Source organism: Aeromonas sp. QDB54, assembly GCF_027707385.1.
GTDB classification, from domain to species: Bacteria; Pseudomonadota; Gammaproteobacteria; order Enterobacterales; family Aeromonadaceae; genus Aeromonas; species Aeromonas hydrophila.
Window position 1 is genome coordinate 71,315 of sequence record NZ_JAPCIT010000009.1, and the last position, 20,470, is coordinate 91,784.

The 20,470-nt window shown below is 62.2% G+C and carries 19 protein-coding genes and 1 other annotated feature; of the genes, 9 read left to right on the plus strand and 10 right to left on the minus strand.

Annotated elements, in window-relative coordinates; translation table 11 throughout:
• Window positions 1-110: 110 nt before the first annotated feature.
• From dnaX to PG881_RS11025, 3 genes are all read right to left on the minus strand, one after another.
• Window positions 111-2,663 (minus strand): DNA polymerase III subunit gamma/tau, encoded by a 2,553-nt coding sequence (gene dnaX, locus PG881_RS11015; protein ID WP_270799939.1) that lies wholly within the window; start codon window positions 2,661-2,663, stop codon window positions 111-113.
• Between the two features lie 182 nt (window positions 2,664-2,845).
• A complete protein-coding gene (apt, locus tag PG881_RS11020; protein ID WP_016350746.1) occupies window positions 2,846-3,391 on the minus strand; it encodes an adenine phosphoribosyltransferase in 546 nt (181 codons plus the stop codon).
• Between the two features lie 131 nt (window positions 3,392-3,522).
• The gene (locus PG881_RS11025) at window positions 3,523-3,900 is read right to left on the minus strand and encodes a YbaN family protein (protein WP_041218116.1); all 378 of its coding nucleotides are present in this window, start codon (window positions 3,898-3,900) and stop codon (window positions 3,523-3,525) included.
• Between the two features lie 219 nt (window positions 3,901-4,119).
• Between PG881_RS11025 and dusC the strand changes: the two genes are divergently transcribed.
• The 3 genes from dusC to PG881_RS11040 all read left to right on the plus strand — a co-directional run bounded on the left by dusC (window position 4,120) and on the right by PG881_RS11040 (window position 6,383).
• Window positions 4,120-5,064, plus strand: a complete 945-nt coding sequence (gene dusC / locus PG881_RS11030; protein WP_270799943.1) for a tRNA dihydrouridine(16) synthase DusC — start codon at window positions 4,120-4,122, stop codon at window positions 5,062-5,064.
• 97 nt (window positions 5,065-5,161) lie between these two features.
• The gene (locus PG881_RS11035; RefSeq protein ID WP_011706064.1) at window positions 5,162-5,530 is read left to right on the plus strand and encodes a TraR/DksA family transcriptional regulator; all 369 of its coding nucleotides are present in this window, start codon (window positions 5,162-5,164) and stop codon (window positions 5,528-5,530) included.
• A 94-nt stretch (window positions 5,531-5,624) separates the two neighbouring features.
• On the plus strand, window positions 5,625-6,383 hold the full coding sequence (locus PG881_RS11040) for a substrate-binding periplasmic protein (protein ID WP_270799945.1): 759 nt from the start codon (window positions 5,625-5,627) through the stop codon (window positions 6,381-6,383).
• Window positions 6,384-6,428: 45 nt separating this feature from the next.
• Here PG881_RS11040 and rnd read toward each other — a convergent pair whose 3' ends face one another.
• The 7 genes from rnd to PG881_RS11075 form a co-directional block, all read right to left on the minus strand.
• A complete protein-coding gene (rnd, locus tag PG881_RS11045; protein ID WP_270799948.1) occupies window positions 6,429-7,541 on the minus strand; it encodes a ribonuclease D in 1,113 nt (370 codons plus the stop codon).
• A 96-nt stretch (window positions 7,542-7,637) separates the two neighbouring features.
• Window positions 7,638-9,314, minus strand: a complete 1,677-nt coding sequence (gene fadD / locus PG881_RS11050; RefSeq protein ID WP_011706061.1) for a long-chain-fatty-acid--CoA ligase FadD — start codon at window positions 9,312-9,314, stop codon at window positions 7,638-7,640.
• Between the two features lie 198 nt (window positions 9,315-9,512).
• Window positions 9,513-10,370: an alpha/beta fold hydrolase gene (locus tag PG881_RS11055; RefSeq protein ID WP_442866400.1), complete on the minus strand. Its 858-nt coding sequence runs from the start codon at window positions 10,368-10,370 to the stop codon at window positions 9,513-9,515.
• Between the two features lie 17 nt (window positions 10,371-10,387).
• Window positions 10,388-10,903 carry a Slp family lipoprotein gene (locus PG881_RS11060; RefSeq protein ID WP_011706059.1) on the minus strand — a complete coding sequence of 172 codons (516 nt, stop codon included), beginning with the start codon at window positions 10,901-10,903 and terminating at the stop codon, window positions 10,388-10,390.
• A gap of 95 nt (window positions 10,904-10,998) precedes the next feature.
• Entirely contained in the window at window positions 10,999-11,700 is a 702-nt protein-coding gene (tsaB, locus tag PG881_RS11065) for a tRNA (adenosine(37)-N6)-threonylcarbamoyltransferase complex dimerization subunit type 1 TsaB (RefSeq protein ID WP_270799952.1), read from the minus strand.
• A gap of 109 nt (window positions 11,701-11,809) precedes the next feature.
• Window positions 11,810-13,732 (minus strand): ATP-dependent DNA helicase, encoded by a 1,923-nt coding sequence (locus tag PG881_RS11070; protein WP_024945368.1) that lies wholly within the window; start codon window positions 13,730-13,732, stop codon window positions 11,810-11,812.
• A gap of 67 nt (window positions 13,733-13,799) precedes the next feature.
• Window positions 13,800-14,042 carry a hypothetical protein gene (locus PG881_RS11075; protein ID WP_201973721.1) on the minus strand — a complete coding sequence of 81 codons (243 nt, stop codon included), beginning with the start codon at window positions 14,040-14,042 and terminating at the stop codon, window positions 13,800-13,802.
• Window positions 14,043-14,228: 186 nt separating this feature from the next.
• Window positions 14,229-14,357 (plus strand) — a sequence feature (His leader region).
• Between the two features lie 24 nt (window positions 14,358-14,381).
• On the opposite strand from PG881_RS11075, the gene hisG reads away from it, so the two are divergent.
• From hisG to hisA, 6 genes are all read left to right on the plus strand, one after another.
• Complete coding sequence (gene hisG / locus PG881_RS11080; protein ID WP_270799961.1) at window positions 14,382-15,278, plus strand: ATP phosphoribosyltransferase; 897 nt, start codon at window positions 14,382-14,384, stop codon at window positions 15,276-15,278.
• 12 nt (window positions 15,279-15,290) lie between these two features.
• On the plus strand, window positions 15,291-16,616 hold the full coding sequence (gene hisD / locus PG881_RS11085; RefSeq protein ID WP_270799963.1) for a histidinol dehydrogenase: 1,326 nt from the start codon (window positions 15,291-15,293) through the stop codon (window positions 16,614-16,616).
• Complete coding sequence (hisC, locus tag PG881_RS11090) at window positions 16,613-17,683, plus strand: histidinol-phosphate transaminase (protein ID WP_270799965.1); 1,071 nt, start codon at window positions 16,613-16,615, stop codon at window positions 17,681-17,683. Before hisD ends, hisC begins: the two co-directional genes overlap by 4 nt.
• A 15-nt stretch (window positions 17,684-17,698) precedes the next feature.
• Window positions 17,699-18,850 (plus strand): bifunctional histidinol-phosphatase/imidazoleglycerol-phosphate dehydratase HisB, encoded by a 1,152-nt coding sequence (hisB, locus tag PG881_RS11095; protein ID WP_270799966.1) that lies wholly within the window; start codon window positions 17,699-17,701, stop codon window positions 18,848-18,850.
• Between the two features lie 85 nt (window positions 18,851-18,935).
• A complete protein-coding gene (gene hisH, locus PG881_RS11100) occupies window positions 18,936-19,571 on the plus strand; it encodes an imidazole glycerol phosphate synthase subunit HisH (RefSeq protein ID WP_270799969.1) in 636 nt (211 codons plus the stop codon).
• Window positions 19,572-19,576: 5 nt separating this feature from the next.
• Entirely contained in the window at window positions 19,577-20,320 is a 744-nt protein-coding gene (gene hisA, locus PG881_RS11105) for a 1-(5-phosphoribosyl)-5-[(5-phosphoribosylamino)methylideneamino]imidazole-4-carboxamide isomerase (RefSeq protein WP_011706048.1), read from the plus strand.
• Window positions 20,321-20,470 lie beyond the last annotated feature (150 nt).

Sequence of the window (20,470 nt, forward strand, 5' to 3'; positions counted from 1 at the left end):
GTCTCTCGTCTTGAAATCCGGCATCCAGCGCCGGGCCGTGGGTTTACCCGTCCTAAGTGGGGACGGCCAAACCATTTTTCAACCGGGCACCTGGCCCGGCATGGTGTTTGTCAGCGACTCAGCGGCTCTATGCTGTCGTGGTGAAGCACGGCGCCGAATCGCTGCTGCAAAAATTGCACGTTGGGATCCTGCTCCAGATCCCGGGTGACCTGCTCACGCACCCCGAGATAGAGGCGATGTTCTATCTCCAGCGGCGTTTCCTGCTCAGGCACGTTGCCCAGCGTGACCTCCACCTGCACCGGTTGCCCCAGCTCGGGGCCGATGATCTCGGCCAGATCGGCGCGCGCCCTGTCGCTGATCAGATGGCGCTGCTCCGGTTTGAGGGTCAACAGAACCTTGTCCCCCTGCTGACTCATGACCGAGTTGATGGCCAGCTGACGCAGCCGGCCACCGACACCGGTGCGGGCAATCAGCTCGGCCCAGGGATCGCCACAGCTGCTTAGCAGGGAAGACGGGATCAATCTGGCCGCCACTTCTCCCGCTTGCGGCTGGCTGTCACCCTCCAGCTCGTCCCAGTCGATGGTCTCCATCACCGAGACGGCAGGCGCCGGCTCGCTGGCAACGACCTCGCGAGGGGCCATCACAGGAGCCGCAACAGGCGCAGCGCTAACCTGCCGAGGTACACTACCGTCCAGATCCCAGGGTGGCAGATCGTCTGACTGAGGACGAGCAACGGCCGCGGGGACAGGCGCCGGCGACAAAACCTCGGCAGCCCGCTCCGGCAGAGGGGCGCTGGCGAACGCATCGCTGAAACCTTGGCTCAAATACTCTTCGTAGTCGCTGCCGCTCTCTTCATAGGCATCGAGCGGCGGCAAGTCGTCATACCCCGTCTGCGGGGCTGGCCGGGCAGACGCCTGCCCTTGCCCATCAACCCGCGCCGGTTGCGGCTCGAAAGCCGGGGCTGGCGTGGCGACGGCTGGTTGTATCGCAGTTACCGGTCTGGCGGCTGCCACCGGTTTGGCAGGAGCTGTGCGCGCAGCGCTGGTCGCCGCCGACGGTTCGCTACGCAAGCGACTGCGCAGCAGATTGCGCTTGCCGAGCAGGCTTTGCATGCTGGAGACCGTCGAGGGAACGGCCTCTGCGTCGGCCACCACCTCGGCCTGCGGGATTGATTCGGGCTCGGGCTCGGCCATGACAGGCACTGAGGAAGGAGCCACAGACGGCTCTGCCGGCAGGTTGCCGGACGCGGCCGGCAACGTCGCCGCCTCGTAGCCCATCTGCTCGGCCTCGCGCAGCAACTCATCCTGCTCGGCAAACAGCGGATCCAGCTCGGCGCCGTTATCCTGTCTCTCCAAAGCTGGCTCGACAGCTGTAGGCTCGGCCATCACCACAGGGGCCATGGTCGCGGCAGGCGCGGTGGCGGCAACCGCAGACGAAGCCAGTGGCGCTGCGCTGGCAGCCGGGGCCGGCTCAGCCCCCTGGGGCTTTCCCGGCGCCGCTGCGCCACTTCTCGCCTCTGTCGCAAACCCTCCCATGGCGGGGGGCAGCGCCGTCAGGCTGGCAGGGTGCAGTACTTCGCGCCGGGGCGAGAAGGCCAGCATCCGCAGGCAGGTCATCTCCAGTGCGGTGCGGCCATCGGGGGCCCAGGGCAGATCCTTGCGACCGCCCAGCACGATTTGATAGCAGAGCTGCACCTCTTCCGGGCTCATGGCCTGGGCCAGCTGCAGCAGGGCATCGGCATCTGCCCCCTGCTCCTGCACGGTGGCCGGCAGCAGCTGCGCCATGGCGATGCGATGGAGCAAGCCTTCCAGCTCGGCGTGCAGCTGATCAAAGTCGGGACCCAGGGTGGCGATTTCGGTGATCTTGGCCATGGTGGCCGGCGCATCCTGGCGCAGCACCGCCTCCAGCAGCTGGTGCAGATGGCGATGATCGAGCGTGCCCAGCATGGCCAGCACGCTGTCGAGGCGCACGCTGCCATTACCGTGGGCCAGCGCCTGATCGGTCAGGCTCAGGGCATCGCGCATACTGCCGTCAGCCGCCTTGGCCAGCGCCAACAAGGCGCGTGGTTCAAAGGGTTGGCCCTCCTGATCCAGCACCCATTCGAGCTGCTTGGCGATCTGGGTCTGATCCAGACTCTTCAGATGAAACTGCAGACAGCGCGAGAGGATGGTGATCGGCAGCTTCTGCGGATCCGTGGTGGCCAGCAGGAACTTCACATAGGGAGGCGGCTCTTCCAGGGTTTTCAGCAGCGCGTTGAAGCTGTGGCGCGACAACATGTGCACTTCATCGATGAGATAGACCTTGAAGCGGCCACGGGCCGGCCGGTACTGCACGTTGTCGAGCAGCTCGCGGGTATCTTCCACCTTGGTGCGCGACGCCGCATCGATCTCCAGCAGATCGACGAAGTTGCCCTGATCGATCTCGCGGCAGGTGTCACACACCCCGCACGGGTGGCTGCTGATCCCCTGCTCGCAGTTGAGGCTCTTGGCCAGGATGCGGGCGATGGTGGTCTTGCCGACCCCGCGGGTGCCGCTCAGCAGATAGGCGTGATGCAGCCGTCCCTGATCCAGGGCGTTGGTCAAGGCGGTCAGCACATGATGCTGGCCTACCACTTGTTCAAACGTATGGGGGCGCCATTTACGCGCCAGAACCTGATAGCTCATAGATCTCGATGCAGGGATGACAAGGCATTGAGGCTGGATGCTAACACAAATGCGGGGCGGGCTGTATCGGCTATCGGCCAGGGCGGGAGGGATCGCTTGAATTTCAAACCGATGCCCGTACGGGCACCGGTCTGGACGCAGGCAAGGCTGACGAGACCTGCCTGCTTGGTGAAACTGGGGGCTTATTCGCCCGGCAGCTCGACCAGAGAAACCACCTTGACGCCGGCGGCGGTCAGGCGGGCATCACCACCGAGGGACGGCAGGGAGATAATGAAAGCGGCATCAACCACTTCACCGCCGGCGCGGCGAATGAGCTTGACGGTGGCATCGACGGTGCCGCCGGTGGCCAGCAGATCGTCCACGACCAGCACCTTGTCACCGGGTACTATGGCGTCGGTGTGCAGTTGCAGGGTATCGGTGCCGTATTCGAGGGCATAGGATTCTTCGATGACGGCGCGGGGCAGCTTGCCCGGCTTGCGAACCGGCACGAAGCCCAGACCCATGGCGTAGGCAACCGGCGCGCCGAAGATGAAGCCGCGCGCTTCGGTACCGACAATCTTGGTGATCCCTTGATCACGATAGTGATTGGCCAGCAGATCGATGGTGGCCTTGAAGGCATCGGCATTCTCGATCAGGCTGGTGATGTCGCGAAACAGGATGCCCGGCTTCGGATAGTCGGGAATGGTCTTGATGCTCGCTTCGATAAATTTCAGGGTTTCCGGATTCATGGTTTGACCGTTTGTTTTTCGACGCAGATGGTCGTTTCTCTCAGCTTCCCGCCAGCGGGAAATAAAAAGGCCCGTCACGCAAAAATGACAGGCCGACTCCATAGCATTATTGCCGCAATAGCTTAGGGACTTCACTTCTCCATTGCAACTGGCTCCAGCACCGGCAGACGCATTAACCAGGTGAGCAGGATCACCATTATGGCAATGAGCAGCAGCCTGACCCACAGCAGGGGGACCACCGCCAGCGACACCGAGAAGGAGAGCAGAATGAAGAGGATGGCGCGCCGCCGCGCATGGCGGCGAATGCCGCGATACTGCTGCCAGTCGGCAATGGGCGGCCCGAACCAGGGATGGGCCAGCAGCCAGCGGTGAAAACGGGGCGACGAGCGGGCAAACAGGGCCGCCGCCAGCAGCATGAAGGGCGTGGTCGGCAACAGGGGCAGCACGATGCCGATGATGCCGGTCACGAATGCCAGCCAGCCCAACCCCATCAAACACAAACGTTTCATCGTAGCCCCTCTTACCATGCCCTTGCGTCATCCTAACAGGATCCGCCCCCATGTTGACAACGATTCCCATTATCATGGCAACTGATGCCCTGGATTGCGGGGCTTGCGCACCAGTCATGGCCTGAACCTGCCCATTCCCGTGGCATGACGGCTGACAACCTGCCCCGTTACCACTACAATCTGCGCTCTTTTTTCTCTGTTTGCCCTTCGGAACCGGTTATGCGCGTTATTTTGGCCCCCATGCAGGGGGTACTGGATCACTTGATGCGGGAGGTGCTCACCTCCGTCAACGATTACGACCTCTGCGTCAGCGAATTCATCCGGGTGGTCGATCAGCTGCTGCCGGCCAAGGTGTTCCATCGCCTCTGCCCCGAGCTCAAACAGGACGGCAAGACCCGGGCCGGCACCCCGGTGCGGGTACAGCTGCTGGGCCAGCACCCCGAATGGCTGGCCGAAAACGCGCTGCGAGCCATCGAACTCGGCTCCCCTGGCGTCGATCTCAACTTCGGCTGCCCTGCCCCCACGGTCAACAAGAGCAAGGGGGGCGCCGTGCTGCTCAAAGAGCCCGACACCATCTATCGCATCGTCAAGGCGGTACGCGAGGCGGTGCCTGCCCATCTGCCGGTGAGCGCCAAGATCCGCCTCGGCTACGATGACAAGGAGCTCTATCTGGAGAACGCTCATGCCGTTCATCAAGGGGGCGCCAACGAGCTGGCCGTGCACGCCCGCACCAAGCGCGAAGGCTACAAGGCGCCGGCCCACTGGGAGTATGTGGACGCCATTCGCCGTGCCCTGCCCATTCCCGTCACCGCCAACGGCGAGATCTGGGATCATGCGGATGCCCTCGCCTGCGCCCAAGTCTCCGGCTGCGACACCCTGATGGTGGGTCGCGGCGCCATCTCCCTGCCCAATCTGGCCAACGTGATGAAAACCGGCTGTGCCCATATGAGCTGGGCCGAGGTGCTGCAGCTGATGGTGAGCTACACCGAGCAGGACTTGGCAAGCGAGAAGGCGGACTACTACCCGAGCCGGATCAAGCAGTGGTTCAGCTATCTCAAGCGGGAGTATCCCGAGGCGGATCGGCTGTTTGAGGAAATACGGGTACTCAAGGAGACCCACCCCATCCGGGATGCCTTGCTGCAGGCGTCGAAAACTGTGATCTAACCGTCCTTTACTTGACGCATATCATCTTGATAATCCTGTCGCTTCCCTATACTGCCCCAGATTCGTAATTCGACTGTTGGGGGCTAGTGTGTGTGAAATGACGCAAGCTCAGTTGGCCGTGTGGCGTGATCGCCTGCTGACTGACTGGGCGCAAGTAAGAGAAGAGCTGATCGGTCAGCTCAAAGCCTGTCGGCGTGACGAGTGGGCAGAGAAGGTGGATCACTGCGAGCGGGATCAACTGGTTGATCTGACCAGCCGCCTCGACTTGCCCAAGGTGGAGCAGAGCGTGGCTCGCCTCAAGCGTATCGATGCCGCCCTCTGTCAGATGGATCTGGGCCTCTATGGCCTCTGTTCCGACTGCGAGGAGCCGCTGGCCATCGAACAGCTGGAACAAGACCCGACCCTGCAACGCTGCCCGCGCTGCGAGGCCCGCTATCGCAAGGGATTCCACGCCCACGAACTCTGAGGGATGCACGCCCGTGCATCCTCTTCTGCGGGCTGGTCAGCCCGACATTTCTATTCAATAATCAACAACAACCACGCTGAACAGGGACATCTCCGTGTACAGAGTCTTGTTGTTATGGTGTTTGTGCTGCTCCGCCTGGGCGCAAGAGTCGCTGCTGGTAGGCTGGTCAAGCTGGCACCCGTTCAGCTTTCGCGACGAACAGCAGCAACTGCAGGGGCTGGATATCGACCTGCTGGAAGCCATCTTCAACCGGGCTGGGTTTCACGCCAACTACAGCGAGATGCCCTGGGCCCGTGTGCTGCGCGAGCTGGAGTTCGGCACCATCCAACTGACCATGTCCGCCAACCAGACTGCCGAGCGCAACCTGTATGCCCGCTTTACCCTGCCCTATCGCAATGAAGAGACTGTGCTGCTCATCCGCCGTCAGGACAAGGGGCGCTGGCAGGAGATAACCCAGCTCTCCGACTTGCTCTCCCGGCCGGACTTCACCATCGGCCTGCTGCGTGATTTTGATTACGGCACCGATTTTCGCACCTTCATGCTGTCACCCCAGATGCAGCAGCGACTGCTGGTCAGGCTGAAAATGGAACCGCTGATCAAGCTGCTGCTGGCCGGCCGGATCCAGGGGGTTGTCATGGACCCCATGGGGTTGCAGCAGCTCAATCTGGCCGGGATCCCCCTCGATCAACTGACCACCCTGCTCGACATCCAGCAGACCCCTGTCCACCTGATGTTGAGTCGACGCACCACCACGCCGCAGCAGCTGCAACGGCTTGATGAGGCGATCCGGGCCCTGCTGCAGAGTCCGGAGTACGGGCAGATCCTGGCTCGCTACCGCTATCCGCTGCAGTAACGCCGACAAAAAAAGGGCCCCAAGGGCCCCTTTTTTATCTTGTGATCACTGTGCCAGCAAATGGCCAACCAGTTCATGGCGCCAGCCCTGCAGCAGCATCGGCTTGTCGGCCCGGGCGCGCTCTTCCTCGTTCATGCGCCAGCTCCAGGTGAAGTACTGGTGAATGATCTTCTTGCTGGCAACCAGCTCGGGCGGAATGTTGCTGGCCTTGGCCTTCTCTTCCACCATCCCCTTGATCCGCTTGAGCTCGGCCTTGTACTGGGGGTAGTCCACCAGCCGGCGAATGGGCTCGGGCCAGCTGTCGGGATCGCTCTGCTGGGCCGCGGCCACGATATCCAGCATCCGCTTGCCGTGGATCTTGATCTCGATGGGGGCCAGCCCCAGCTCGTTCAGATCGCGCAGCGAGGTCGGTCTGCGCTCCGCCACCTTGAACAGGTGCAGCTCTTTGACCACGAAGTTGAGGGCCAGATCACGGCGCACTGCCTCCTGCTGACGCCAGGCGGCCAGCTCACGCAGAATCGCCAGCTCACGACGCCCCAGTTGCCAGGCATTGACGATGTCGAGATAGGCCTGGCGGGGATCGCTGGTCTGGGTCTTGCGGGCGGAGTGGTTATGGCACTCCTGCTCGAACCAGGCGAACTTGCCGCTCTCATGCAGCTTGGCCATCACCTTCTCGTAGAGCGGCAGCAGATAAAACACGTCGGCCGCCGCGTACTCGAGCTGACGGGGAGTCAGCGGGCGCGCCAACCAGTCGGTGCGGGCCTGATCCTTTTCCAGCTCCACCGCGAGAAACTCGTTGACCAGGGCGCCAAAGCCGACCGATACCCCGTAACCCAGGAAGGCGGCTGCCAGCTGGGTGTCGTGCATCTGGTTGGGCAGATGGCCCGCCTGATGCTGGATAAGCTCCAGATCTTCACCGGAGGCGTGCAAGATGGCGATCTGCCCTGCCCGGCCAAGCCGTTGCCAGAGGGAGGAGAGATCCAGCGTCAGCGGATCCAGCAGTGCCAGATGCTCACCGTCATAGATCTGGAACAGGCCCAGCTGGGGATAGTAGGTGCGGGTGCGAACGAATTCAGTATCGATGGCCAGGGGAACATCGGCCAGGGAGGCGAGATACTGATCCAGTTCGGCTTGCTGTGAAATGAGTTGATAGTGCATCTGTGCCTGCGCGTTGATCAGGGCCAAAAGAAAAAACCGTGGGCTGACCCACGGTTTTGCATAACGACGGCAGGCTGCTTGGCAGCGCCACGCCGGTTACTGCTTGGCAATCTCCTCGTCGCGCAGCACGCGGCGCAGGATCTTGCCCACATTGGTCTTGGGAAGTTCGTCACGAAATTCTACCAGTTTCGGTACCTTATAGGCAGTCAGATGTTTGCGGCAGTGAGCAATAATCTCGTCTTCCTGCAGCTTTGCATCTTTCTTGACCACGAAGATCTTCACCAGCTCGCCGGAGACCTTGTGCGGCACGCCGACAGCGGCCACTTCCAGCACTTTCGGGTGCAGCGCCACCACGTCTTCAATTTCGTTCGGATAGACGTTGAAGCCGGAGACCAGGATCATGTCCTTCTTGCGATCGACGATCTTGAAGAAGCCCTGCTCGTCGCACACCGCAATGTCACCGGTACAGAGCCAGCCATCCTGCATCACCTCGGCGGTGGCTTCCGGCCGCTGCCAGTAGCCGCTCATCACCTGCGGACCACGCACCTGCATCTCGCCGGGTTTGCCAAGCTCGTGGATCACCTGACCTGCATCATCCACCAGCCGGATGTCGGTGGAGCAGACCGGCAGGCCGATGGAGCCGTTGTAGTCGAGCAGATCATAGGGGCAGACGCTCACCAGCGGCGAACATTCGGTCAGGCCATAGCCTTCCAGCAGCGGTGTATCGGTCAGCCCTTTCCACTGTTCGGCCACCGCCCGCTGCACCGCCATGCCACCACCTATGGTCAGCTTCAGGCGGGAGAAGTCCATCGACTGGAACTCACCGTTGTTGACCAGCGCATTGAACAGGGTGTTGACCCCGGTGATGCAGGTAAAGGGGTACTTTCTGATCTCTTTGACAAAGCCCGGGATGTCGCGCGGGTTGCTGATGAGCAGGTTGTAACCGCCGATGCGCATGAACAGCAGGCAGTTCACGGTCAATGCAAACACGTGATAGAGCGGCAGCGCGGTGACCACGAACTCCTTGCCTCGTTCCAGCATGGGGCCGTATACCCCGAGGCACTGCTCGACGTTGGCGATGAGATTGCGGTGAGTCAGCATGGCCCCCTTGGAGAGGCCGGTGGTGCCGCCGGTGTACTGCAGGAAGGCCAGATCGTCGTTGTTGATCTCGGGCTTGATGTACTGCAGATAGCGGCCCTTGGCCAGCGCCTGGCGCATGGTGCTGGCGTGAGGCAGATTGTATTTGGGTACCAGCTTCTTGACGTATTTCACCACGAAGTTGACCAGGGTGCCCTTGGCCAGGCCCAGGTTGTCGCCCATGCGGGTCAGGATCACGTGCTTGACCGGGGTGTCGTAGACCACTTTTTCCAGGGTATGGGCAAAGTTGGAGACGATGACGATGGCCTTGGCACCGGAGTCCTTGAGCTGATGTTCCAGCTCGCGCGGGGTGTAGAGCGGGTTGACGTTGACCACTATCATGCCGGCACGCAGGATGCCGAACACCGCGATGGGGTACTGCAGCAGGTTGGGCATCATCACGGCGACCCTGTCACCCTGACTGAGCTTGAGCTCGTTTTGCAGGTAGGCGGCAAAGGCGCGGGACTGCTCTTCGAGGCGACGGTAGGTAATGGTCTGCCCCATGTTGACGAAGGCAGGCTGGTCGGCGAATTCGTTCACCGACTCTTCAAACATTTCGACCAGGGAGCTGTATTGGTCTGGATTGATCTCGGCGGGCACCCCTTCTGGATAACGCTTCAGCCAGACTTTTTCCACGAACTTCTCCTGCATAACTAGCACCTGTGCGCTCACTGTGTTGCCTCCGTCCCTGTTCACATCCATTTCAAGCAGTTGTTTTAAGCTCATACTCTAATGCCGCCCATATTTACATAGGGCAACATCAATTAACAGCAAATTAACAACGGAAAAATGTGAGGGAGAAGACAAACCTGGAATTATTGAAAGCCGTCGATTCTACCGAATTTGACAAAATTTTTCGATACAAACCGCGGTCTCTGCCGAATTTTCCATATGAAAATGGTGGTTTCCCGCCAAAACGACCCGCTCTATCTGGGTAAACGCGGCATGACGCTGTTGCCACTGCGCCTGCAGGCTGGCAAAACCCTCTGCACCGGCGATAAACAGTACCGGGCAACGGATGGCCCGGATCAGCGCCTGGGCCTGCCCTTCGCTCATGCGCATGGGGGAGAGATCCCGCAAACAAGGATCGCTGCGCCAATGCCAGCGCCCTGCCCGTACTTCCAGCTGCCGCTCGCAGATGAGGCGTGCCGAACCTGGGTCAATGTCGGCCACCTTGCAGCGCGCCACCACCGCTTCATCGATGGACGCAAAGCCCAGGGAGGCTCGCTCACGGGTACGACTGCGATTCAGGATGGCGCGGCGCAGCTGCTCCGGCACCGCCTCGTCGGGTTGGCTGAGAGGCCCGAGCCCCTCCAGCAGGATGAGTCGCTCCACCTGCTCGGGGAAGACCCCGGCATAGGCGGAGGCGATCAAGGCCCCGAGGGAGTGGCCAAGCAGCGTGAAGGCCGTCCAGCCCGCCGCCTGGACGATCTGGTAGAGATCGTCCAGCCAGTCGACGAAGACATAGGGCGTGCTCTTGTGATCCGAGTGACCGTGCCCCTGCAGATCGATGCAGACCAGCTGAAAGTGGGTCAGATAGGGCGCAAGGGGCACAAAGCTCGCACTGTTGTCGAGCCAGCCATGCAGCGCAACCAGCAAGGGTTTGCTGGTCTGCTCACCCGGCGCTGGCTGACTCTCAAGCAAGGCCACCCGGCGGCCATCGGCCAGGGTCAGGAAGCGCTCCTGCAGCATGGTCTTCACTCCCGGTCCTAGCGGCGCAGCGGCCGTCTCGGCCAGTAGGGATCATAGAAGGGGTCGTAGAAGTAGGGATCCACATAGCGAACCTCCACCTCCTTGACCGGCGGCCACAGCTTGCTGCCCGTCACCTTGAGCACCGAGAAACGGTATTTGTGCTCACCTATCTGGCTGTCGAGCGGCTTGTCGATGGTGCCGAGCACCGTCAGGCTGCGCCCCTTGGCATAGAGGGTCGGGTCGACAAAGCCCTGCATGATGGCCAGAAAACGGCCCGGGCTCTGCTCGGTCTGCTCTGGCACCCCGTTGGACTTGAGCGGCAGATAGACCACCTCGATGACGCTCTGATCCGCCTTGTTGTGTACCGCCGAGATCACCCCGCTCCAGCGTGCCGGTTTGCCCTCCAGGCCGGCAAGGGCCGGCTGATAGGCCACCAGCTGGTTGGCGGGCTCATAGGCCAGCTCTTTCGGGACCGAGCTGCAGGCACCGAGCAAGATCCCTGCGGCCCCCATCACCATTGCACGCTTCAACATGTCACGCTCCTTTGGCCGGATGAAACCGGCCTGTCAACCACCCGCAATGGGGCATGTTCCGATCGGCGTAAGCGACATGCCTGCCACTCCCGCCCTTATTCGCGACCCGGCAGCTTTTTCCAGGTCACCTTGTCACGCAAATAAACCGGTGTCGCCTGCTCCACTGCCACCGCCTCGCCAGCCAGCCAGGCGCAGCGCGCCAGCGGCAGCATGTCCAGCGCCGCCGGGAAACGCACCTGGCTCACCACCAGCTCGTCGGCAAGACCACTCAAAATCTCGCCATAGGTCTCAAAACCGGTGCCGACGCAGGTCACCCGACCCGCCAGCTTGCCACGGGCGTCAACCAGTGCCGCGGGATCGCTCACCACCTCGTCGCCCACCAGTTGCATGCGGCCGTCGATCAGCTCATAACGGCCGAAATAGACCTCGTTCATCCGCGCATCGATGGCGGTCAGCACCTGCTCGGCGCCATCCAGACGATGGGCACCTTGCGCCATGGCGGCCAGGGTGGAGAGGCCGATCAGCGGCACGCCAGCCCCAAATGCCAGGCCCTGCGCCACACCGATGCCGATGCGCACCCCGGTAAAGGAGCCGGGACCACGGCCAAAGGCGATGGCATCGAGCTCATCCAAGGTTATCCCGGCGTCGTCCAACACAGCCTGAACCATGGGCAGGATCTTGCGGGTGTGATCCCGCGGCGCCTCCTCCCAGCGGGAGAACACCTGCTCCCCCACCAGCAAGGCGGCGGAGCAGGCTTCGGTGGCGGTATCAACGGCCAGGATCTTCAACTCGTTCATGCTTTCCAATCTCTATAAAATCAGTCAATTACATAATCTGCAAGCAGACAGTGCCAGCAGTTTTTCAAAATGTTGCAAGGCTTGGCCGGCCGCGGCCGCGCAAACGCGATCACCGACCGGCGAGCGCCTGCTGCTCAAAGAAATTCCCCAGCATCGCCAGCTCCCGGGTCCGTGGAATGGCGGGCAGACTCTTGATAAAGGTGGCACCGTAGGGCTTGTTGACCATGCGGGGATCACAGATGACCAGTACTCCGTGATCACCGCGATCACGGATGAGCCGCCCTACCCCCTGTTTCAAGGCGATGACCGCCTTCGGCAGCTGGATATCGGCGAAGGGATCGCCGCCCCTGAGCTTGCAGTCATCCACTCGCGCTTTAAGCTGCGGATCATCGGGGCTGGCAAACGGCAGCTTGTCGATGATAACACAGGAGAGCGCCGCTCCCCGCACGTCGATCCCCTCCCAGAAGCTGCTGGTCGCCACCAGCACGGCGCGGCCATTCTCGACAAACTCCTTGAGCAGCCGCTGCTTGTTGTCCTCCCCCTGCAACAGGACGGTACGGCCGATCTCCCGGCGCAGCACCTCGGCCACCTGGCGCATCACCTGATGGCTGGTACAGAGGAAGAAACAGCCCCCCGGCGTCTTGTTGATCAGCGGGATCATCAGATTGGCCAGCTGCTCACCGCGGCCAAAGGCATTGGGCTCAGGCAGAAAGCGCGGCACGCACAGCCGCGCCTGCTCGCCATAGTCGAACGGGCTGTCGAGAATAAGCTCGGCGCTGCCGGCCAGCCCCAGCTCGGCTTTGAAGTGATCAAAGCGCATGTCCACCGTCAGGGTGGCCGATGTAAACACCCAGGCGACCTCTGGGCGCAGCACCTCGGCACCAAAGCGCTCAGCCACCGACAGCGGGGTCAGGTTGAGGGTAAAGTGCAGCCGCGAGCAGTCATACCAGTAGGAGAAACCGGTCTGGTTGATGGCCAATACCTCTCCCAACCGAGTGCGCAGCTCACTGATCCGCTCGAAACAGTGATCCAGCTGCTCGCCGCGCCCGAGCGCCAGTTTCAGCACTTCATAACAGAGTCCGAGAGCATCGTTGAGGCGGGCCAGCGCCTGGCCCCAGAGCGGCTGGCGCAGCATGTCGCGGGTGTTGCCGCGCCCACCATCCACTCCGAAGGCGAGCCGCAAATCCTGGCTGGCGATGGCGAGCCGGTCGGCCGCCTTGCCGAGCTGGGCCATGTCGTGGGCCTCGGCCCGATAGGCGAGCTGGATATCCTGCGCCAGATCCAGGATGGTGCGGCTGCCCACAGACTTGCCGAAGTAGTTGGTGGCGATCTCGGGCAGCTGGTGCGCTTCGTCAAATACGTAAACCTGCGCTTCGGGCACCAGCTCGCCAAATCCGGTGTCTTTGACCGCCATGTCGGCGAAGAAGAGGTGGTGGTTGATCACCACCACCTGGGCATCCATGGCACGGCGGCGAGCCACCACCAGATGGCAGTCGTCGTAATAGGGACAGTCGCGACCGAGGCAGTTTTCATTGGTGCTGGTGACGTGCGCGAGGATCTCGGCGTTCTCCTGCAGCCCCGGAATATCCCCCACGTCGCCGTTGTCGGTGGCGGTGGACCAGGACTTCACCTTGACCAGGTCATTGAGTACTTCCGGTTTTTGCAGGTGGGATTCGCTGAGCAGCCGGTTCATCCGCTCGATGCACAGATAGTTGCTGCGCCCCTTGAGCAGGGCCACCGGCGGGGTATAGGAGAGCGCCCCCGTGATGGTGGGAAGATCCCGGTAGAAAAGCTGCTCCTGCAGGTTCTTGGAGCCGGTGCTGATCACCACCCGTTTGCCGGATTCCAGTGCCGGCACCAGGTAGGCGTAGGTCTTGCCGGTACCGGTGCCCGCCTCCACCAGCAAGCGACCATGCTCCTTGATGGCACGCGCCACCGCCTCGGCCATCTCCAGTTGCGGGGCACGGGCTTTGAAGCCGTCGATATGGCTGGCCAGAGGGCCGTCTGGCTTGAACAGGGTCTGGATGGTCAAAAGGGCGTCCCGCAGCAAAAGGAGGCATTATGCCAAAAGTGTGGCAAAAGCGGGACTGATTCTGCGCCTAGACGAAGAGATCGATCTGGTGATCGGGATCCGGTTTGTGATCATCCTCTTCAGGTGCTGGCTGATCATGCTTGGCCGATGGGTAAGGCTGCTGGCGCTGCTGGGAGTCACCGTTGTCGGTGCTGGTCTTGCGCAGCTGATGCTTCTGGCTGATCTGGGTCACTTCCCGCTTGATGTCGTCACTGCTCGGGGCAGCCGGTGCCCGGGGCAGAATGGGGAATAACAGGTCCTGGCTGGGCATGATGTCGCCTCCTCTGGCTCACCTTGTCTAGTTATCGACCAAAAAACCGTTTTCTCAACTTTAATCGACCAAATCACATTTTCCGGTTGCTTTTTCCGTCAAGGCAGGTAGTTTAAATCGGGCGTCAACTACGACATCTTATTTGTAAAGGATTAATTACATGCAGTTCACCAGCCTGAAGACTCATCACCACCATCATCATCCCGAATAGTCTTTCAGGAGGTTGACTGCTGGAAGACACTTAACTGGTGACTTCCAAAAGGACCGCAAGATTCATAAGCCCTCGGAAGCACTGACTTCCGAGGGCTTTTTCGTTTTTGACTAGAAGGAAATCGAGCAATGGAAACACAACGTCTGCGCATCGCCATGCAAAAATCCGGTCGTCTGAGCCAGGACTCCCAGGCCCTGTTCAAGAGCTGCGGCCTCAAGATCAACCTGCGCGAACAGCGCCTCATCGCCCATGTCGAGAACATGCACATCGACATCCTGCGGGTACGCGATGACGACATCCCAGGGCTGGTGATGGAAGGGGTGGTCGACCTTGGCATCATCGGTGAAAACGTGCTGGAAGAGGTGCAGCTCATCCGCGCCTCCCAGGGCCAGCCCTTTGCGGTCAAGACCCTCAAGCAGCTCGACTTCGGCGGCTGCCGCCTCTCCCTGGCGGTGCCGGACGACGTCACCTATACCGGGCCACAGAGCCTCGCCGGCAAGCGCATAGCCACCTCTTACCCGGGGCTGCTCAAGCGTTTCTTCGACGAAAAAGGGCTCGGCTTCAAGAGCGTGATGCTGGGAGGTTCGGTGGAAGTGGCCCCCCGCGCGGGCCTGGCCGATGCCATCTGCGATCTGGTCTCCACCGGCGCTACTCTTGAGGCCAACGGCCTCAAAGAGGTAGAGGTGATCTACCGCTCCAAGGCAGTACTGGTGCAAGCGCCTAACCCCTTGTCCGATGCCAAACAGAAGATCATCGACACCCTACTGCCCCGTATTCAGGGGATGCAGCAGGCGCGCGAGAGCAAGTACATCATGCTGCATGCGCCCAAGGACAAGCTCGATGCCATCACCGATCTGCTGCCGGGCGCCGAGCGTCCCACCATCATGCAGCTGGCGGGCGAGACCAACCAGGTGGCGCTGCACGTCGTCTCCAGCGAGACCCTGTTCTGGGAGACCATGGAACAGCTCAAGGCGCTGGGTGCCAGCTCCATTCTGGTGCTGCCCATCGAAAAAATGATGGAATAAGGAAGGAACATCATGCAGACCCTGATCTGGAAGACCCTCTCCCCCACCCAGCAGGCCGACGTGCTGACCCGGCCGGCCCTGAGTGACGAAGCCGACATCGGCGCCGTGGTGCGGGAGATCATCGCTGCGGTGCGCAGCCGGGGCGATGAGGCCCTGCGCGAGCTGAGCCAGCGCTTCGAGCGCGCCCCCCGCCAGCAACTGCAGGTGAGCGATGCCGAAATCGAGGCCGCCTGCGCCCGCTTGGATGATGACATCAAGGGCGCCATCGAGGCGGCCATCGCCAACATTCGCACCTTCCACGCAGCCCAAGTACAACCCGTGGTGCGGGTGGAGACTCAGCCCGGGGTGGTGTGCGAGCTGCGCACCCAGCCCATCAGCCGGGTCGGCCTCTACGTACCGGGGGGCAGCGCGCCGCTCCCCTCCACCGTGATGATGCTGGCCATTCCGGCCCGCTTGGCCGGTTGCCGTGAAGTGGTGCTCTGCACCCCATCCCCGGCGAGCGACGAGATCCTGTTCGCCGCCCGCGCCTGCGGGGTCGAGAAGGTGTTCGCTATCGGCGGCGCTCAGGCCATCGCTGCCATGGCCTATGGCACCGAGACCATTCCCAAGGTGGACAAAATCTTCGGCCCGGGCAACGCCTATGTGACCGAAGCCAAGGGCCAGGTGTCGCGCGACTGGCGCGGCGCCGCCATCGACATGCCCGCCGGCCCCTCCGAGGTGCTTGTGATCGCCGACGAGAGCGCCAACCCCGCCTTCGTGGCGGCGGATCTGCTCTCCCAGGCCGAGCACGGCCCCGACAGCCAGGTGGTGCTGGTGACCACCTCGCCGCTGCTGGCCGACGCCATCAACGGCGAGATCAAGCGCCAGCTGGCCAAGTTGACTCGCCGCGATATCGCCGCGCAGGCGCTCGGCAGCAGTCTGGTGATCCTCTGTGACGATCTGGCCGAGGCCTGCACCATCTCCAACGCCTACGCGCCGGAGCACCTGATCGTGCAGACCCGCGCTCCCCGTGATCTACTGGATCAGCTTGAGAATGCCGGCTCCATCTTCTTGGGAGCATGGACACCCGAGTCGGTCGGCGATTACGCCAGCGGCACCAACCACACCCTGCCCACCTACGGCTATGCCCGCACCTGCTCAAGCCTGGGCCTCGCCGATTATCAGCGCCGCTACACGGTGCAGGAGCTGAGCGAGCGCGGCATTCAGGGCCTTGGCCCCATCGTCGAGCGCATCGCCCAGGCCGAGGGGCTTGATGGCCACAAAAATGCCGTCACCCTCAGGTTGAACGCGCTGGCCGCCGCGCCCCAACAAACAGCACAGCAGAAGGATTTGTCATGAGCATTGCCAACCTGGCGCGCCGCGTGGTGCGGGCCCTCACCCCCTATCAATCCGCTCGCCGCATCGGCGGCAAGGGCCACGTCTGGCTCAACGCCAACGAGGCGCCGCTGGCCTATCCCTTCACCATCGAGGGCAGCCGTCTCAACCGCTACCCCGAGTGCCAGCCGGCCGAGGTGGTGAACGGTTATGCCGCCTACGCCGGGGTCAACCCTGATCAGGTGCTGGTGAGCCGCGGTGCCGACGAGGCCATCGAGCTCTTGATCCGTACCTTCTGCGAAGCGGGTGAAGATCAGATCCTCATCTGCCCGCCCACTTACGGCATGTACGCCATCAGCGCCGAAACCTGTGGCGTCGGCATCGTCGAGCAGCCGCTGACCGCCAGCCACCAGCCTGACTGGCCCGCCATTGCCGATCGCCTTTCCGACGTGAAGCTGGTGTTCCTCTGCTCCCCCAACAATCCCACCGGAGATCTGGTGGGTCGCGACGGCCTTATCGCCCTGCTGGAGAAAGCGCGGGATCGCGCCATCGTGGTGGTGGACGAGGCCTATATCGAGTTCTGCCCCGAGGCGTCCGTGGTTGACCTGCTGGCCCGCTTCCCCAATCTGGTGGTGATCCGCACCCTCTCCAAGGCCTTTGCCCTGGCGGGGATCCGCTGCGGCTTTACGCTGGCCAGTCCCGAGGTGATCGCCATGCTGGCCAAGGTGATCGCCCCCTATCCCATCCCCGAGCCCATCGCCCAGATCGCGGCGCAGGCCCTCTCCCCCATGGGACTGGAACTGATGCAGGAGCGAGTGGTGGAACTCAACAAGCAGAAAGCCGCCTTCAAGGCCGCGCTGGCAACCCTGCCCTGCGTGAAGGAGGTGTTCGAGGACAAGGGCAACTTCGTGCTGGTGCGCTTTGTGGATGGCGCCGCCGTCTTTGCCGCCATGAAGGCCGCCGGCATCATACTGCGGGATTTCTCGACCAAGCCTGGCCTGGACAACAGCATTCGGGTCACCATCGGCTATCAGGGCGAGATGGATGCCGTACTGGCCGTATTGCGTGACCAGCCCTCTCCCTCTTTTTAAGACAAGGATGTAGCGATGAAGACCCCGTTTTTGTTTATCGACCGCGACGGCACCCTGATTGAAGAGCCGGTCACCGACAAGCAGGTGGACAGCCTCGCCAAGCTGCGCTTCGAGCCCATGGTGATCCCGGTGCTGCGCGAATTGCAGGCCGCCGGCTACGTGCTGGTGATGGTGACCAACCAGGACGGGCTGGGCACCGCCAGCCTGCCGCTGGAGAACTTCCAGCCCCCCCACGACCTGATGATGCACCTGTTCGAATCGCAAGGGGTGAGCTGGGAGCAGGTGCTGATCTGCCCGCACTTCCCCACCGATGGCTGCAGCTGCCGCAAACCTCACCTCGGGCTGGTGAAGGAGTATCTCGCCTCCGGTCGCATCGACTTTGCCAACTCCTTCGTGATTGGTGACAGACAGACCGATCTGCAGCTGGCCGACAACATGGGCATTCGCGGTATTCGCTACCACCCGCAAGATCACGACTGGCTCGCCATCCGTGATCAGCTGCTGTCCAAGGGACGTGTGGCCGAGGTGGAGCGTTACACCAAGGAGACCCGCATTCAGGTGGCGGTGGATTTAGACAAGAGCGGCGGCAACCAGATCGCCACCGGTATCGGCTTCTTTGATCACATGCTGGATCAGATAGCGACCCACGCAGGTTTTCGGCTCAAGCTCAAAGTGAGCGGCGATCTGCACATCGACGATCACCACACGGTGGAAGACGTCGGGCTGGCTCTGGGTCAGGCGCTGCGCCAGGCCCTTGGCAACAAGCGCGGCATCGGCCGCTTCGGCTTCGTGCTGGCGATGGACGAGGTGCAGGCGGTGATCGACGGTCGCCCCCGCCTGGTTGACGGCGCCAATGACAGTGCCCAGGCCCCCTCGTTGACCGAGCTGGACGTGGCCACCGCGCTCGACTTGAGCGGCCGCCCCTACTTCGTGTTCGACTGCCCGAGCGGTTTTGGCCGCGACAGCGTGGGCGAGATGGCCACCGAGATGGTGCCCCACTTCTTCCGCTCCCTCTCGGACGCCATGGCCATCACCCTGCAGATGAAGGTGGGCAGCGGCAACACCCACCACCAGGTGGAGGCGCTGTTCAAGGGCTTTGGCCGCGCCCTGCGTCAGGCCATTCGGGTGGAAGGGAGCGAGCTTCCCTCCAGCAAGGGGGTGCTGTGATGGATGTGAGCAAGCAGAAGCTGGTCATTATCGACACCGCATTGATGGTGCGAATCTCGCCAATCGATATGAGTAAGGGCAGACGATGAACAATCAAAAACTTGTCATCATCGACACCGGCTGCGCGAACCTCGCCTCGGTGCGCATGGCATTCGAGCGCCTCGGCGTGCAGCCGCGGGTCTCCCGCGAGGCTGCCGACATCGAGCGGGCGGACAAGCTGATCCTGCCCGGCGTCGGCACCGCGGTGGCCGCCATGAAGAATCTCAACGAACGGGGGCTGGTGCCGCTCATTCGCGCCGCCAAGCAGCCGCTGCTGGGTTTTTGCCTCGGCATGCAGATGCTGGCAGAGGCGTCCGAAGAGAGCATGGCTGCCAATGGCAAGACCCATGCCTTGATCGATTGTCTTGGCATAGTACCGGGCAGGATCAAGCTGATGGAGGTGGGCAACCTGCGCCTGCCCCACATGGGCTGGAACCAGATTGAACACGACGAGACCCATCCTCTGCTCAAGGGGATCCCGAGCGGCAGCTACTTCTACTTCGTGCACTCCTATGCGCTGGAGGTAACCGAGGCGACGCTGGCGACCTGTGACTACGGCAAGCCTTTCACCGCCATCGTGGGCGGGGTTGCAGAGCACAGCAATTTCTTTGGCGCCCAATTCCACCCGGAGCGCTCCGGCGCGGCCGGTGCCCGCCTACTGCAAAACTTTTTGGAGCTGTAACAAGGATGATTATCCCAGCCATTGATCTGATTAACGGCCAAGTCGTGAGGCTCTATCAGGGCGACTACGGCCAGAAAACCGCCTACAGCGACAGCCCGCAGGCCCGCTTCGACGAATATGTCTCCCAGGGGGCGGTGCAACTGCACCTGGTGGACCTTGATGGTGCCAAGGATGCCAAGGCGCGCCAGCTCCCCCTCATCGCCCAGCTGCTGTCGGCCACCGAAGCACCGGTGCAGGTCGGGGGTGGTGTGCGCAGCGAGCAGGATGTGGCAGACCTCTTGGCCGCCGGCGCCAGCCGGGTGGTGATCGGCTCCACCGCAGTCAAATCACCGGATCTGGTGGCCAGCTGGATGGAGAAATACGGCCCCGAGCGCATCGTGCTGGCGCTGGACGTCAACATTGATGCCCAGGGCAATCGCCATATCGCGGTGGCCGGCTGGCAGGAGAACAGCGGGGTGACCATCGAAGCGCTGATCGAGCGCTTTCTGCCCGCCGGGCTCAAGCACGTGCTCTGCACCGACATCAGCCGTGACGGCACCCTCTCAGGCACCAACGTCGAGCTCTACCGGGATCTCTGTGCACGCTATCCGAGCGTCGGTTTTCAGGCCTCCGGCGGTATTGGCGGCATCGAGGACATCGAGGCGCTCAAGGGTTCAGGGGTCAAGGGGATCATCCTCGGCCGCGCCCTGCTGGAGGGCAAGTTCTCGGTAGGGGATGCCATCGCCTGCTGGGGAAATGGCAGCCTGTAAGCAAGCCGCAGCGTCGCCATCAGGACGTCGATTGAGAGAGAGGCTCCCTGCCGGGTCGTCCGGCCGGCAGCCTCTTCATCAAGGGGTAAATCGAGGTAAGTCCTTATTACTTGGTAACAATTGACTCTATACTCGAATTCACTGAGACAA